The 15,420-nt window shown below is 69.7% G+C and carries 13 protein-coding genes and 1 pseudogene; 9 read left to right on the forward strand and 5 right to left on the reverse strand.

Translation table 11 applies throughout. The features are described 5' to 3' along the window. Positions 1–209: 209 nt before the first annotated feature. Positions 210–791: a TerD family protein gene (locus tag H9Y04_RS14945; protein WP_187814300.1), complete on the forward strand. Its 582-nt coding sequence runs from the start codon at positions 210–212 to the stop codon at positions 789–791. Positions 792–899: 108 nt separating this feature from the next. Continuing rightward, entirely contained in the window at positions 900–2,186 is a 1,287-nt protein-coding gene (locus H9Y04_RS14950) for a DUF418 domain-containing protein (protein ID WP_187814301.1), read from the forward strand. A 119-nt stretch (positions 2,187–2,305) separates the two neighbouring features. Here H9Y04_RS14950 and H9Y04_RS14955 read toward each other — a convergent pair whose 3' ends face one another. Together H9Y04_RS14955 and H9Y04_RS14960 are read right to left on the reverse strand one after the other, a co-directional pair. After that, the gene (locus H9Y04_RS14955; RefSeq protein ID WP_187814302.1) at positions 2,306–2,890 is read right to left on the reverse strand and encodes a TerD family protein; all 585 of its coding nucleotides are present in this window, start codon (positions 2,888–2,890) and stop codon (positions 2,306–2,308) included. Positions 2,891–3,184: 294 nt separating this feature from the next. Beyond that, the gene (locus H9Y04_RS14960) at positions 3,185–4,990 is read right to left on the reverse strand and encodes an ABC transporter ATP-binding protein (RefSeq protein WP_187814303.1); all 1,806 of its coding nucleotides are present in this window, start codon (positions 4,988–4,990) and stop codon (positions 3,185–3,187) included. A gap of 1,679 nt (positions 4,991–6,669) precedes the next feature. Here H9Y04_RS14960 and H9Y04_RS14965 point away from each other — a divergent pair. The 4 genes and pseudogenes from H9Y04_RS14965 to H9Y04_RS14980 form a co-directional block, all read left to right on the forward strand. Beyond that, complete coding sequence (locus H9Y04_RS14965; protein ID WP_187814304.1) at positions 6,670–6,945, forward strand: dsRBD fold-containing protein; 276 nt, start codon at positions 6,670–6,672, stop codon at positions 6,943–6,945. Positions 6,946–6,968: 23 nt separating this feature from the next. Then, positions 6,969–7,331 carry a hypothetical protein gene (locus H9Y04_RS14970; RefSeq protein WP_187814305.1) on the forward strand — a complete coding sequence of 121 codons (363 nt, stop codon included), beginning with the start codon at positions 6,969–6,971 and terminating at the stop codon, positions 7,329–7,331. A 49-nt stretch (positions 7,332–7,380) separates the two neighbouring features. Next, positions 7,381–9,219 (forward strand): caspase, EACC1-associated type, encoded by a 1,839-nt coding sequence (locus H9Y04_RS14975; protein WP_187814306.1) that lies wholly within the window; start codon positions 7,381–7,383, stop codon positions 9,217–9,219. Between the two features lie 304 nt (positions 9,220–9,523). Next, a pseudogene (locus tag H9Y04_RS14980) lies at positions 9,524–9,712 on the forward strand (histidine kinase); the annotation flags it as partial. 212 nt (positions 9,713–9,924) lie between these two features. Here the strand turns inward: H9Y04_RS14980 and H9Y04_RS14985 are convergent. The 3 genes from H9Y04_RS14985 to H9Y04_RS14995 are packed head-to-tail and all read right to left on the reverse strand — an operon-like array spanning position 9,925 to position 11,157. Continuing rightward, positions 9,925–10,311, reverse strand: coding sequence for a hypothetical protein (locus H9Y04_RS14985; protein ID WP_187814307.1), 387 nt, complete (start codon positions 10,309–10,311; stop codon positions 9,925–9,927). Then, the gene (locus H9Y04_RS14990) at positions 10,308–10,988 is read right to left on the reverse strand and encodes a DUF4389 domain-containing protein (protein WP_187814308.1); all 681 of its coding nucleotides are present in this window, start codon (positions 10,986–10,988) and stop codon (positions 10,308–10,310) included. Before H9Y04_RS14990 ends, H9Y04_RS14985 begins: the two co-directional genes overlap by 4 nt. A gap of 22 nt (positions 10,989–11,010) precedes the next feature. After that, positions 11,011–11,157: a hypothetical protein gene (locus H9Y04_RS14995; RefSeq protein WP_187814309.1), complete on the reverse strand. Its 147-nt coding sequence runs from the start codon at positions 11,155–11,157 to the stop codon at positions 11,011–11,013. 184 nt (positions 11,158–11,341) lie between these two features. Here H9Y04_RS14995 and H9Y04_RS15000 point away from each other — a divergent pair, with 184 nt between their 5' ends. The 3 genes from H9Y04_RS15000 (at position 11,342) to H9Y04_RS15010 (ending at position 15,175) form a co-directional block, all read left to right on the forward strand. After that, positions 11,342–12,232, forward strand: coding sequence for a universal stress protein (locus H9Y04_RS15000; protein ID WP_187814310.1), 891 nt, complete (start codon positions 11,342–11,344; stop codon positions 12,230–12,232). 29 nt (positions 12,233–12,261) lie between these two features. Next, positions 12,262–12,771, forward strand: a complete 510-nt coding sequence (locus tag H9Y04_RS15005) for a flavodoxin domain-containing protein (protein WP_187814311.1) — start codon at positions 12,262–12,264, stop codon at positions 12,769–12,771. A 679-nt stretch (positions 12,772–13,450) separates the two neighbouring features. Then, on the forward strand, positions 13,451–15,175 hold the full coding sequence (locus H9Y04_RS15010; protein ID WP_438818104.1) for a stealth family protein: 1,725 nt from the start codon (positions 13,451–13,453) through the stop codon (positions 15,173–15,175). Positions 15,176–15,420 lie beyond the last annotated feature (245 nt).

A 15,420-nucleotide genomic window follows, 5' to 3' on the forward strand; every position in this document is an offset into this window, starting at 1 on the left:
TGGTATCCGGCAGAGGGCCGGTGCGACCCCGCCGGGTGGCGGCCGTGCCCCCGCCGGACGGCGGGGCAGCCTGCTCGGGGGCTTGATTCCAGCCGGTCGGCGGGGGTTTGTCGGCCACCCGTCGGATACCGGCGGCCGGCGGCGGCGACGAAGGCTCGTGGTGTGCGAACCGGGCAGTCTCGAGTGCCGGTCAACTCCTGGGAGTCTTCATGTCCATCACCCTCACCAAGGGCCAGAGGATCAGCCTGACCAAGTCCGACACGACCCTCCTGACGCACGTGCGTATGGGCCTCGGCTGGCAGGCGGCGCCGCGCACGGGACTGCTCGGGAAGCTCCTCGGCCCCCAGGCGATCGACCTCGATGCCTCAGCGGTGCTCTACGCCGGCGGTGACGTCGTGGAGGTCGTCTACTTCCAGAACCTGGCCGGCATCTTCGGCGCGGTGGTGCACTCGGGCGACAACCGCTTCGGCGGCGAGGGTCCGGGAGACGCGGAGGCCATCTCCGTCGACTTCACGCGGCTGCCGGCGGAGGTGGACCAGATCGTCTTCACCGTGAACTCCTTCACCGGGGCGACCTTCGACGAGGTCGAGAACGCCTACTGCCGGCTGGTCGACGAGACCACAGGTGGCGAGCTCGCCCGCTACACCTTGTCCGGCGGCGGCTCCCACACCGCCCAGATCATGGCCAAGGTCTGCCGCATGGAGGCGGGCTGGGAACTGGCCGCCATCGGCGAACCCGCCCTCGGGGCAACCTTCCAGGACCTCCTGCCCGCCATCGAACGCCACTTGTGACGAGGCGCCGGGCCGCCGACCGGCGGGGTGGACCCCGGCCGGTCGGCGGGGGTGCGACCGAAGGCTGCCGGATGGTCCGCCACCGGGCCGCGCCGACAAGTTGGCTGTATGACACAGATACGGTCGTCCCAGGAGACACCCGCTCCTCAGGAGAACTCACCCCCAAAACCCCGTACTTCGGCCAAGTCGGCCGGGCAGCCCTCCGGCACGGCCTCGATGGGACGTCTGGTCGGGGTGGACCTGGCCCGTGCGCTGGCGGTGTTCGGCATGTACATCGTGCACATCGGTCCGATGCTGGAGTCCACGAGCGGGGTCGGCACCTGGGTCCGGTTCCTGGCCGACGGCCATTCGTCGGTCCTTTTCGCCACCCTCGCCGGGTTCTCGCTGATGCTGATCGCCGGCCGCCGTGAGCCGAAGACCGGCCTCGCCGGCCGCCAGGCCAAGGCCCGGATCGCGATCCGCGCCGTGATCCTGCTCGCGCTGGGCAGCGTGCTGGCGCTCGAGTACGGCGACGTCATCATCCTCGGCTTCTACGGGGTCTACTTCCTCCTCGCCCTGCCCCTGCTGCGCATGTCCGCCAAGACACTGGCGATCGTCGCCTTCGGGCTCGCGCTGGTCACGCCGCAGCTGGCGTACGTCCTGAAGATGTGGCTGAGCGGGTCCGTACTGGAAAGCATCAATGCCCATGACCCGCTGGAGAAGTTCAACGAGGTCGGCATCGTCGATCTGCTGCTCACCGGCCTCTATCCGACGATCACGTGGATGCCGTTCCTGATCGCGGGCATGGCGCTGGCCCGTCTCGACCTGTCCGCCGCCTTCGTCCAGCGGCGCCTGGCCGCGCTCGGTGCCGCGCTCACCGTCGGCGCGTACGGTCTGTCCCTGCTGCTCGCGGGCAAGGAGATGGCGTTCGGGCAATTCGGCGGGTCATCCGGCGGCTCCGGGTCGATGTCCGGCGGCTCCGGGTCGTGGTCCGGTGGCTCCGGACCGGGGTCGGGCGGCAGCGGGGGCAGCGAGCAGCTCGTGTCGTCGGCTTCCGACCTGCTGGGTGCGGGTGCGCACACCGGCACCACGTTCGACATCCTCGGCAGCCTGGGCGTCGCGATCCTCGTGATCGTGGGCGCGACGGTGCTGATGGACCGCCTGCCGATCCTGCACCGACTGGCGAAGCCGGTGATCGCCGTGGGCACGATGTCCCTGACCGCCTACGTGGGCCACTTCCTCGCGCAGACCGCGTGGCCCGCTTCCGGCGCCGGCACCACCAAGTCCTGGCTGCCCGTGCTGACGTACATCGCGGTGGCGATCGTGTTCGCCGCGATCTGGTCCCGCTTCTTCCGCCGCGGCCCCCTGGAGTATCTGCTCAACGCAGCCACCAAGCCCGCCAAGTACATCCGCTGACGTCCCGGCCGGGGCTCGGCTCGCGAGCCCCGGCCCGACGTGAACCGCAACGAAGCCCGCAAGGCGTTTCTCCTTGCGGGCTTCGGCCTGCCCAGGGGGCAGCACGCATGCGGGCAGGCTCAGCGGTGGCGCTGGATGGCCCGGAGGAGGTCGGGGAACGTGGTGCAGGTCGCCGGCTCGCCGATCGCGGTCATCGTCCACGCCTCGGCCGTGCGGGTCAGCTGCGCCATGATCAGCGCCGTGTGGGGGCCCGTGACCGGGAAGGTGTACCGGGCCAGTTCAACTCCCGCGCTCTCGTCGACGAGACGGCAGTGGGCGTGCCGCACGGTCTCGAAGGTGCTGCCGTCGAAGGAGCTGACGGCGAACACGATGCGGTCCGCGTGCGGAGGCAGCCGGGACAGGCGGGCGAAGAACGACTCGGTGTCTCCCGCGTCCGCAGCGTCCTCCGCCATGAGAGCCGTGCTGTGCTCGACGGACTCGTCCGGGTTGATGGGGTTGTCGGCGAACAGGACGTCGAGGAACTGTCCGTGGTTGTACAGCGCGGCGAAGGTGCCGAGGTGGCCACGGTGGTGGAGTCCGAGCGCGCCGAGCAGTCCGGATCGCGGGGCGGGCTGCCAACCGATGCCCACGCGGATCAGGTTGAGCGGGCGGCCGTCCGGCCTGATCAGCGGGACCTGCTGGCCCTTGGCCATGAGCACGGGCATGGGGACTCCACGGTGAGCGAAGGACTGGGCGGGCAGCGCGCTGCCTGGTGACGCAGGCGCTGTCCTCAGCCTCACGGGTCGCGTGAAGCGCGCGTATCCGGCTGCTGTCCGGGGCGGCCCCGCCAGTCGGCCCGGCTGCCCCCGCCATGTGGCGGGTCCAGCCGGGCCGATGACGTGCCGTACGGGCACGGGCTCGCCCGCGGTGGCGTGCCTGTACGGGCGCAGGCTCGCCCGCGGTGGTGTGCCCTTAGGGGCACGGGCTCGCCACCGGTGGCCGGCCAGCACGGGCACTGCTCACCCGCGGTGGCGTACCGCGGGTATCAGGAGCTGCGTCGCCGCGAGCTGCGCGTACAGCTCGTCCTTGCCCACCAGCTCCTCATGGGTGCCGATCGCGCGGACCTCGCCCGCGTCCATGACGACGATCCGGTCGGCGTCCGTGACCGTGGACAGGCGGTGGGCCACCACGAGGACGGTCGTCTCGCGTGCCGTCTCGGCGATGACATCCCGCAGCGACAGCTCGTTGACGGCGTCGAGCTGCGAGGTCGCCTCGTCCAGGAGCAGCAGCCGCGGCCTGCGCAGCAGCGCGCGGGCGATGGCGATCCGCTGGCGCTCGCCGCCGGACAGCTTCGAGCCGCGGTGCCCGACCAAGGTGTCGAGCCCCTGCGGCAGCCGCTCGACGAGGGTGTCGAGCCTGGTCCGCTCGATGACCTCGCGGATCTCGTGCTCGCCGGCGCAGGGCGCGGCGAAGACGAGGTTCTCGCGCAACGTGCCGGCGAGCACCGGCGCGTCCTGCTCCACGTATCCGATGACGGACCGCAGCTCGTGCAGGGGCCACTCGGTGACGTCCTTGCCGTCGACGAGCACGCGGCCGCCGGTCGCTTCGTGGAACCGCTCGACGAGCGCGAACAGTGTCGACTTGCCCGCGCCCGAGGGTCCGACGAACGCCGTCAGCCCGCCGCCCGGCACCTCGAAGTCCACCTTCCGGTGGATGTCCGGCAGACCGGGCCCGTATCGGAACGACACGCCCTCGAACCGGACCGAGGCAGGACGTGGCGCCTCCTGCGCTGCCTGCTGCCGCACCGGGCCGGCCGGAAGCGGCGCGGGCTCGGTGGCCAGGCGGTCCACTTCCTTGATCCGGGCGATCGCCGCCGCGCCCTCCTGGTACTCGGTCGCGGCCTCGACCAGCCGGTACACCGGCTCCGTCAGGAAGAAGAGGTACAGCAGGAACGCGATGAGCGTGGAGAGGGTCATCTCCCCGGACGCCACCCGCGCCCCGCCGACGGCAAGGACCGCGAGGAAGGCCAGCTCGACCGCGAGATTGTCCGCCGTGCCGAGGGCGGCCTCCCACTTCGCACCGCGCACACCATGGCGCCACGCCTTGTGCGCCGACGCCTGGACACGCGCGTACTCCCGCTCCTCCGCGCCGGACGCCTTCACCGTACGGAAGGCGCCGAAGACCCGCTCCAGGCCCGTGGACATCTCGCCGACCGCAGCCTGAGAGCGCTCGGCGGCCTGGCCGATCTTCGGCATCAGGAGCGCGGCACCCGCACCGACGACCACGATCACGCCGAGCGTGACGCCCAGGAGGACGAGGTCGAGGAACGCCATCACCACTACGGCCGCGACGAGCGTCACGGCGCCGGTCGCGGCGTCGACCACCGCCTTGGTGGTGACCGCCCGCAGCAGTGTGGTGTCGGAGGTCACCCGCGACATCAGATCGCCCGGCTCCATCCGGTCCACCGCAGGGACGCGCAGCCGCAGCAGCCGACCGATGAGGCTCCTGCGCGCGGCGAGCACGACCGACTCCGCCGTACGCTCCAGCACGTAGGCACCGAATGCCTCAGCCACCATGCTCAGTAGCACGAGCACGGTCATGGCGATCAGGATCGTGGCGATCGTCCCACCGGACGAGAGCCGGTCGACCAGCGCCTTCGTGGCCAGCGGCTGCAACAGACCCCCGGCGGACCCGGCCAGCGCAAGGACCAGCCCAAGCGCGACGGCCCACCGATGCGGACGGACGTAGCCGTACAGGGCGCGGAGAGTCTCGCGGGCACGCGGGGACTCGGCACCCGTCGCCTCACGGGCGGATGCGGTGTTCACAGGATTCCTTTCGTACGGGTGCGTCGCGTCGTACGGGTGCGTCGCGCGCACCACGTCATCGCAGACACGGGGCGCACGACGGTTCCTCACCGTTCGCTCGCCACCGACTCCGTGCCGGGGGAAGGCCCCCTCACGTCACACGGGTGTCATGCCAACAGACTGCGTGCGCAGACCTTCAGCCGGCCATCCGCCGACCGTCGGGTTCGCCCCCGCCAAGTGGCCGGTGTTGCCTGTGCGCGGTGAAGGGGGGTCGGCGAGGCATTGCCGGAGGTCGTTCCGCCCTCTGATGCCGACCATCTGCGCGGCCGGTGTGGACGGGAGCCTCAGCGTTCGTCGGTCAGATCGGGTGCTTGAGATCCTTGTGCGGCACGAGTGAACGCGCCGCATGCTGACTTTGCTGACCCCGGAAAGTCGATAGCGGCTTTGACCAGTGAAAACGTGCCCGACCGGGAAGCGGTGGAACTTGATCGGGCGTACGCAGGCCGAGATCGAGCAGGCGCGTGCGGACTGGATGACGGGGACGCGCTTCGGTACTGCGGTGACTGCGCAGACACGGCATGCCGCCCTTGGAGGCCGGCAGCCAGGCGGGCGGCCCGCCCACAACCTGTTCGTGGCTCAGGCAGGGCCGCTCGCGACGGGGGCCGGTTCGGAGGCGGCTTGCGCACAGTGGGGCTTGGGCGACCGCTCGTCGGTGAAGGCGAACACCCTTTCCAGGCCGGAGTAGTTGAGTGGCCGGTGCACCGCGGGCGGGCCTTGTGCGAAGCGCGATCGCAGCAGGCCCTTGCGGTCCACATGGCCTTCGATGCGCAGCGGGAGGCGCAGCCCGCCCGCGTCCAGGAACGCGACATCGCTTACGTCGACGATGACGTCCTGGCGTGGATCGGCGCTGGATCCGTTGGGTCAGCGTCATGTCCGCGTAGAGGTCCAGCTCGCTCCGCAGCTGGATCACGACGACAGCGTCCGTACTGTAATGATCCATGCGAAAAGTGGCTTCGTGCCTAGCGCGGTCGTTCTCCCCGCGATCTCACCCCACGTGGCAATCCTGCTGTGGCATCGCCCACGACGCTGGTCGTGTGAACATGCCGGCTGCCCGCCCCAACTCGGACCCCGTACGACTGGACGGAAGGCAGCTGACCACCAGTGTGCGGGCTGGCGCCCTTGGACTGTGACGACGGCTGCGGCTGGTCGGAGGGTCTTCCACGGTGGTCGCCGAGCCGGTGAGTGAGCCAGACCAGCACAAGTGCGAGCAGGAGAACGGCCGGCGTCAAGGGCGAGACCGACGAGGGTGCTGCCGACCGTGAAGGCCAGGAACATGAGCATCGCCGCGAGTGCGTACAGCACCGCCTGGGCCGCCTACTCCGGAAGACGCGCAAGGGATGTCATGATGCCCTCCTCCAGGGAGGCCGTGTCTCCCAGCGTCGGCGACGGTGGACGGAGGAGGAAGCGGCCGACCGGCCCCACCGTCCCGCTGTCCGGTTCAGCCTGGGTCCTTGCGGTCGGATCTCCATCAACTCCGTGTCAAGTCTGGGCCGTTCGCCTCTGGCGCGGCCACTCGGGGCGGCTGCACTCTGAGGGCGGAGCGCATGGACGCGGCTCACCCGCTGAGCCGGTCCGGCCCGGCGCCCCGCACGGGTGACGCCCGCTGTCATTCAGGCGCCGGAAACAGGAGGGCGAGATCGATGGAAGCCAGAGGGTGGAGCATTCGGATTCTCGTCACTGAAGACGGGCGCGACGCTCTTGCCCGAGCCGTGCTGACCGCTTCGGACGATTCCACACTGACCGGACGAGATGCGGCCAGGCCCCCCTCGTCCGACTGCCCTCCGTCGACGATCAATGACGAACTGGCCGTCAGTCGCGCACTGGAGGATCTCGCTGTCCGCCTGCGCAGGGTCGCCGTGGAGGACCCGCACCTGACCGGCCTCAACCGGTGCACACCGTACGGATCGGGGGCGTAGTGATGAAGGAACTTTCGCCAGACATGCAGGTGGTCCTGCGGGTACTGCCCCTGCCGGGCGGTGACCTGGAGGACCTGGCGCGGGACACCGGGTTTCTGAGCGCCGAACTCGCCGATATGCCGGATGTATTGGTCCGCCCGCTGCCCGATGGGGCCGTTCCCGAGGACGCGATGGGCCTGGGCTCGGTCGTGGGCTGGCTGCTGGTGGATCTGCCGGCGAGCGGCGCCCTGACGGCCTTGCTCACCCTGGTGCACGACTGGGCCGGCCGCGTCCACCGCACGGTCGACATCGAGGTGAACGGGCACACCCTGAAAGCTACGGGCCTGACGGCAAAACAACTGGACGCGGTGATCCATGGCTACTTCGCCCGACTTGACGCCGGATGAGGGAGCTACGGCCTCCCGCAAGGACACCGAGGGGCCCAGGAGGGCCTTGGTGGTCGCGACGTCCCACTACGCGGACGCAGAGCTGAGCACCTTACGGGCGCCCGCGGGGAGCGCCGCCGCGCTGTACGACGTCCTGGGCGATCCGAGCATCTGTGGCTTCGAGGTCACCCGCGCGGTCGACCAGCCATGCGACCGCCTCCTGAAGACCATCGAACGCTTCCTGAAGCGTTGCGCGCGAGAGGATCTGGTGCTGCTGTACGTGTCGTGCCACGGTCTGCTGGACGCGCGCGGTCAGCTGTACTTCGCCGCCGCGGACACACACAAGGATGACCTCCTGTCCACCGCGATGTCCTCCACGTGGCTTCGCAATTGCCTGGGCGCCTGCGATGCCAACCGCCAAGTCCTGATTCTGGACTGCTGCTTCAGCGGCGCCTACGTGCGCGGGGTCATGGGGCCGCGGGAAGTTCCCGTGATCGCGAAGTTTGCCACCGCATCCCGCGGCCGTGCCGTCCTGACGGCATCCCGCGCCACCGAGTACTCCCTGGAGGGTGAGCCAGTGCCGGGCAAGGTCCAGCCCTCCGTCTACACGCGGCACCTCATCGACGGCATCCGGACAGGCGAGGCCGACCGGGACGGCGACGGTGTCATCGCCGTGGCCGACGCGCACGAGTACGTGGAGCGGCGCCTGCGCGAGGAGGATGTCGACCAGCACCCGGCTCTCCTGCTGTACGAGTCCGGGAACAAGCTCGAGCTCGCCCATTGCCGCCCTCGCGGCGCGCTGCCGCCCCCGAGCCCCTGGCCGGTCGTTGCGGGCAGGTGGCGCCTGCTGCGCAGGACCTGGGTCAGGGCAGCTCTGGCCACGGCCGTGATCGCCACGCTCACCGCCCTCGGCCTCATGCTCTTTGCACTGACTCGCCCAGATTCTGGTCCTGGCCGTGAAGGCGGCGACACAACCCCGTCCCCGCTGATGGTTTCGGGCGAGAGTGTGGTGTTCAGCCCCGATGGCCGGGTCCTGGCCGCCACCCACCCGGGGCGCGCCGACAGTTTGGGACTGACCAACAATGACAGCATCCGGCTGTCGAACCCCCGGACCGGGAAGGCCGTCAGGACCCTGGACAGTGACGACCACGACCCGGTCGCCTTGGCCTTCAGCCCCGACGGGCGCACTCTCGCCAGCGCGGGCTGGGACGGCCGGGTACTCCTGTGGGATCCGGCGAACGGCCGCATCATTCGCACCATGTCCGGCCACAGCCAGGTCAACGAGGTCGCCTTCAGCCCCGACGGCCGCCTTCTGGCCAGCGTTGGTGACAACAGGGAGGTACGCCTGTGGGATCCGCGTACCGGCAAGCTGGTGAGCTCCATCGTCGCCCATGCGGCCGGTGTCAGCAGCGTGGCCTTCTCTCCGGACGGCGCGCTGCTCGCCACGTCCGCCGACACCCTGCTGTACGAGGGCGACACGTCGGTACGCCTGTGGAATCCGGCCACCGGCACCAGGGTGCGTACCCTGTCCGGCCTCGAAGAGGGCATCCAGCGCCTGGCGTTCAGCCCGGACGGCCGCACTCTGGCCGGAGCGAGTTGGGACGGCTCCGTCCATGTGTGGAACACCGCAACCGGCAAGCAGGCCGAGGCAATCGATGCCGATGACCATCTGCCGGGCGCTATCGCCTTCAGCCCCGACGGTCGGGTCCTCGCCGGTGGCGGCTTCGACGGCACGGTGTCGCTCTGGGACCCCGCCACGGGCCGTGCCCTGCGCACCCTCACCGGCCACCAAGGAGCCGTCAACAGCGTGGCGTTCAGCGCCGACGGCGCCCTGCTCGCGACCGGCAGTGACGACCGGACGGTACGGGTGTGGAACCCTGATACCGGCAAGCTGCTTCGCACCCTGTGAGGCCTGACACGGGTTGGCCCGAGGGCACTCGTGCGGCACAACGGCGACCGGGCACGCGGGAGCCCGGCGCCGCGTCCTTCTGCCTACCCGGGCGCAAAACCCTCGGTATCGACTGCCGTACGCCGTCACGCCCGCCGCTCTCCGCAAGTCTGAGACCGACGGTGTGGAGGGTCTGATCGAGGCCGGAGCCGGATGCGCCTCTTGAAGACGTGGTGCCCGCGATGACCGGGAGAGATCACGCAGACGCCGTACTGCGGGCCGGTGGGAGGACGCCTATGGGCGAGGGGACCGGGGGTCTGGGCAGTTGCCGTGGTGGCGGGCGCGTCTTGATGAGCTGCTCGAAGAGCTGCACGTGTGGATCGCTGCCGTGCACGGAACCCGGGACCGGCTGCTGAGCCTGCTCGAGGCGGTTCCTCCGGTGGGTCGTGAGCTGGATCTCGCGCAGGTGCTGCGGCGCATCGTGGAGACCGCGGTGTTGTTGGTGGAGTCGGAGTAGGGCGCGTTCCCGAGTGGTCGCGCCCGGCGAGGTGTTCCCACCAGGGTCGGTGTCCGGTGAGCCGGTGTCGCCGCTGGCTCCGCGAGGATCCGTGGTGCCCGTACGGGAGTTGTCCGCAGGAGGTCCCGCCGTGCCGCTCTCGCTTCCGCACACGGACACCGCGAGCGGAAGGATCATGGTGGTCGGACTGCTCGCCGAGGCGCTCCGGGTCAGTAGAGCGAGCCGGGCCAGTTGAGCGCCACCGCGGTGATGACGCCAGCGTCGAGCAGCACGCCGAGGGACAGCCAGGGATGGAACCACAGGGCCTTGAGTGCCAATCCGGATGCGGCGGCAGTGAGCGCGGCGGCCGTCCAGCCGTTGGCCTGGGCGGCGGCCGCCGCACCCGCGATGAGGTAGAGAACGGTGGTGGCCGAGGCGAATGCGACGGAGGCGCGAGCGGCCCGCCCCGGGGGCACGCCTGCGAAGGTGAGTGCCCAGGAGTGCCGTGGGTCGAACGACGCCGGCTGCGGGGCGGACCGGCCGCCGGTTGGCAGCCAGACCGTGAGGTGGAGGAGTCCGTGCAGAAACAGGAAGACGGCGACCAGTGCGGTGGTCATGACTGTGCCTCCGGTTCCTGTCCGCCCTGGTCGAGGCGGAACGGCGGATAGACGTCCGTCAGGAGCGTGGCGTACGCGGCCACCCGCAGCACCCACCGGTTGAGGCCGATCACCAGGTCGAAGAGGCCGCGGGGGTAACGCCCTGTGAAGAGCAGGGCGATCCCGGCGAACAGCACGAGCGTGCCGATGAGACCGCCTGACGCCCAGGGGACGCGAACTCCGCTGAGCAGGAAGCCGAGGATCAGGTAGTGCGGGACGGCCAGAAGCCACCATTTCACCAGGACGAGGCCCCGGGAGAGCCGATCGGGGCACGTCACGTCCCAGTGCGCCGGGTAGTCCGGTACGTCGGCCAGGGTGAAGGGCCGATGGCGGTCGGTGCCGAGGGCGCCGTACGCGTAGTAGGCCACTCGCCAACTCCAGCGCAGTACACCGGTGGTGAAGTCGAAGATCGGGCGCGGATAGCGGCCGGTGATGAGGATGGCGAAGAGCGCGACGGCGCTGAGCACCAAGAAGGCGGCCCGGAGAAAGAGCAGAACGACGTAGTGCGGCAGCGCGAGGAGCCACTTCACCAGCCACAGCCAGCGGGACAGTCGCGGATCGAGTGCGGCGGTGAGCCTGACCGGGACAGGGTGTGGCGTAGCAACGGCATCAACAGCAGCATCAGCATCGGTAGTCATCGGGCGTCCCCTCGGTTTCGGTTCAGCGGTGGTGGCGCCGGCGGTCGATGCTCGCGACCAGCCCGACAAGACCGGCGATCAGCAAGGCCCGGCCCGCGACATGGGGCGCCGTGCCGAAGATCAGAACAGCGCCCAGCACTGCGACTCCGATCAGGACGATCGCGGTCATGAGGGCTGCCCTCCTGGTATCGGTAGGCGCTTCGGTTCTCGACATGACGCTGTCGCGGGAAGCGCCTGCACGCCCGGGGGTCGAGCGGGCACGACCTGGCGCCGAACGGCCCCGGCAGGGGCCGAACGGCCCCTGCCCGCCGCACCACTGCCGCGCGACGCTGGCGGCGGAGGAGGTGGGGACGATGCTCCGACCGATCGTGGTGGGCCTGGACGGCTCGCGGGAGAGCGTCGCTGCGGCAGACTGGGCGGCCAGGGAGGCCCTGCGCCGCGGACTGCCGCTGCGACTCGTGCACGCGTGGGAGGCGCCGCCGGACGGCGACGTACCGGCGACGCCTGACGAACTCCAGGTTCCGCGGTACTGGGCAGGGCGAGTGCTGCGCAGCGGCCTCGACCGGCTCACCGAGCAGCATCCGCAAGTGGCCATCACCGGGGAGCAGATCAATCGGCCCCCGATCCCGGCGCTGGTGTCCGAGGTCGACACGGCAGAACTCCTCGTCCTGGGCCATGAGGCATTCGGCGGGCTGGGCGGATACCTTGCGGGCTCGGTCGCGATGGCAGCGGTGACCCAGGTGAGGAAGCCGGTCGTTCTGGTGCGGGCGGGCTGGTCGGCCACGAGCGAGAACCTGCCGGACGGGGGCGACTGTGCCGTCAAGGGCACAGCCTGCCGCGACGTCGTCCTGGGAATCGATCTACGCCATTCGTGTGAGCCCCTGCTTGAATTCGCTCTCCAAGCAGCCCAGTTTCGTCGCGCCGCGCTTCGGATCGTCCACGTCTGGCAGCTTCCGCACGGTCGCGTCGGTGCCGGTGAGCGTGGACGGCGGGCACGGGAGGTCGACTGGGCACTGGACGCGCTGCTCGACCCTTGGCGGGAGAAGTTCCCGACCGTCAGCGCTCGGGGCGTGGCGGTCAACGGTCCGCCGGGCCAAGAGCTGCTGCGGGCCGCCCGCGACGCAGGGCTACTGGTGGTGGGCCGTCAGGTACGGCAGGTGGCGGTGGGCGCCCGCATCGGCCGGATCGGACACTTGGCGATCCGCCGGGCCAACTGCCCCGTTGCCGTCGTCGCCCACGACTGATTCACACAGCACTCCTGCGGGGTGAGGACATGAACATCCTGATCGGGTACGCCACCGCCCACGGCTCAACCCGGCAGATAGCGCAGCGACTTGGCGTCGGACTGGGGGAAGCGGGCCTGAAGGTCGAGGTGCGGCCCATGGCCGAAGTCGACGACGAGAGCGCCTACGACGCGTTCGTGCTGGGCAGCGCGGTGCACGGCCAAGCCTGGCTGGACGAGGCAAAGGACTTCCTGCGCCGCAACGGCGACCTGCTGGGCCCGCGCCCGGTGTGGCTCTTCAGTGTGGGGATGCCCGATGCCCTGCGGGGTCCGTGGAAGCGGATGGCCCGCAAGGAGGAGCCGGTCATCACCGAGGATCTGCCAGGGCACGTCGCCTACCGGGAGCATCGGCTCATGTCGGGTGTCATCAAGCCCGACCAACTGCCCCTGGCCGGTCGGGTGGTGTTCCGGCTGATGGGGAGCCGGTACGGCGACTTCCGTGACTGGCCGGCCATCGACGCCTGGGCTGCGCACATAGCCCGCGAACTGGCCCGCGTCTGACGGTTCGCCGACGGAACCTCACGTCTTGCGGACCGCCCCGGTGAACCCGGCGACGAACAGGGTGGCAAAGGCCCATGAGAGTTCTGGCGATGCTCGATGGTCACCCCGCTGCCGATGATGAGTTCACCGTTTACCTGAGCACCCCTCGAATTGAGCGTTCCAGACTTTCCGTCGCCGACCAGTTCGAGGTTGTTGCCCAGCGCCACGTTCAGTCTGGTGTTGAGGAAGGGAGCTGCGAGAGCCGTCCCGGACAAGCTTTCCATCGTGCTCTCATGACAGCGGAGTTCGCCGCCCAACTCCGCTCCGGCCAACCAGGTGGTGCCGGTCCTAGAGGTGGTGGACCTGAAGGAACTCTCACTGATGGCCACGGAACCGCGCACGTACAGGGGTGCCGAGCCGGCCAGGTGTCCGAACCTGAAGGTCCCTGCGGACATGGCCCGTTCGGTCCCCGATGCCGTCCCTGGTGGCTCCAGGCGTCCGGAGGCAGATGGAGGGACATTGGCCGGGGAGGCAGCCGATGGACGACATGACCCGTTCTGCCAGTGACGTGACCGGAGCCCGCAGCAACCGCCCGCGGAGCGGAACTTTGACGGCCGGTACGGTCCGGAACCCAGAGGCTTCCTGGCTGCTGCGCTTGTACCGGCGTACGGTCCCCGCACCCCTCAGACGCGGTGTGGCCGTGCGCATCCCGACGGAGGCACGAGCTCGGGTCAAACGGCGTTTCGCGGTGGTTCCCTCCGCACCCCACCTGCTCGGCACCGTGCGGGCGAGCTGTCTGGTGCACCGCTACCCGGGGCTCAGCACTGGGCCGGACCGTGCGGTGCGGCTGGTGCGGGGCGCTCCGAAGGCGGTGCTCGTACGGTCCGCTCCGTCGCCGCTGCAGGCGCGCAACTTCAACGAGGCCGAAGTGTGCCGGGCCCTGGACGCCGCGGGCCTCGACTACTTCTGTGTGCGTGGCCGCAGCCAGAGCTCGGCGGTCGTCGCCGTCGCCGCCGAGGACAGGGCAGCGGCCCGACGCGCCTTGGCGGGCGCCTGCCGTGTCCTGCCCGGATACGTCAACGCGGTGGACCGGACATGGCACCGGCGGCGGGTGACCAGGCCGGGCTTCGAGCGGGCCGCTTGGCGAGCTGTGGCCGGCGCCGACGTCCTCCGGCTGACCTGGTACCACAGCGACCCGCAGGGACAGCTGATCTTGGGGCCGAAGTACGGATGTGAGGTGGAATTCTGGTCGGGCGACGGAGAGATGTTGGTGGCCCCGCGACCCAACAGGACGGCAGACCGGGTGGCCCGTGCAGGCACGTCGATGCGTGTATCCGACTCACTCTTCACACAGCTCGCCCCCGCAGGCATCCCGCTGCCCGATGTCCGCACACGGAGGGAGTTCTCGCTCCCCGGTCCGGAGGACATCAGCTTCCCCATCGACGTCGTGTACACGTGGGTCGACGGACGCGATCCGGAGTGGCTGCGGCGTCGTGCGGACTGTGCCGGGCAGGCGTACCACGAGGAGTCGGCGAACGCCGCCCGCTATGTGAGCCGCGACGAGCTGCGCTACTCACTGCGCTCGCTGCGCCAGAACGCGCCATGGCTGCGGACCGTTTACCTGGTCACCGACGATCAGGTCCCGGCCTGGCTCGACACGGATGCCCCGCGGTTTCGGGTCTTGAGCCACAAGGAAATCTTCGGTGATCCGAGTGTGCTGCCGACGTTCAACTCACACGCCATCGAAAGCCAACTGCACCACATCGACGGCCTGTCCGAGCACTTTCTCTACCTCAATGACGATGTGTTCCTCGGCCGGCTCACCTCGCCCCAGGACTTCTTCCTGGCCAATGGTCTGACGAAGTTCTTCCCCTCGTCGGTGCTCATCCCGCCGGGGCCGCCGAACGACCAGGACGTGCCGGTCGCCGCTGCCGGCAAGAACAACCGGGCCCTCATCGAGGCCGCCTTCGGGACAAGAATCGCTCAGAAGATGAAGCACACACCGCATGCGCTGCGGCGCACTGTGCTGTACGAGATCGAGGAGCGGTTCGCGCAGCAGCATCAGGCCACGGCCGGCAGTCGGTTCCGGGGCCTCAACGACCTGTCCATCGTCTCGTCCCTGCACCACTACTACGCCTTCCACACCGCACGCGCCGTCCCGGGACATCTCCGTTACGCGTACCTGGACCTGTCGCACCCAGGCCTCGGTGCACGTCTGGACACCCTGCTGGCCAGGCGGGACCGGCACGTCTTCTGCCTCAACGACACGGTCTCCGACGAGGGCGAGTGGGACGCCCAGCAGACGCTGATCACAGAGTTTCTGGGGGCCTACTTTCCCGTACCGGGTGCTTGGGAGCTTCCCGCCGTGGTGGAGCAGGGCGATCCATGGTCGCAACTGGCCGAACCGCGTCGTGTAGTTGCATAGAGCGGCGGCAGGCAGCCGATGCCATCGGCCACGTGGAAACAGGGGCCGGATGTCCCCGGAAGAGGCCCATACGGACCGCCCTGCGCATGGCTGCCGCGCAGCACGATGAGGACGAGGGCACGATCCTGCGAAGGGGTCGTCTGAATTGCTGCACGTGTGCACAGTCCGGCGAGGAAGTACAGCGGGTGCGGGGCATGGGTCTGAGCGCAGGCCCGCGCAGGGCCCCGGCATAGGACGTGCCGAGT

The organism is Streptomyces polyasparticus (assembly GCF_014493765.1).
Taxonomy (GTDB): domain Bacteria; phylum Actinomycetota; class Actinomycetes; order Streptomycetales; family Streptomycetaceae; genus Streptomyces; species Streptomyces polyasparticus.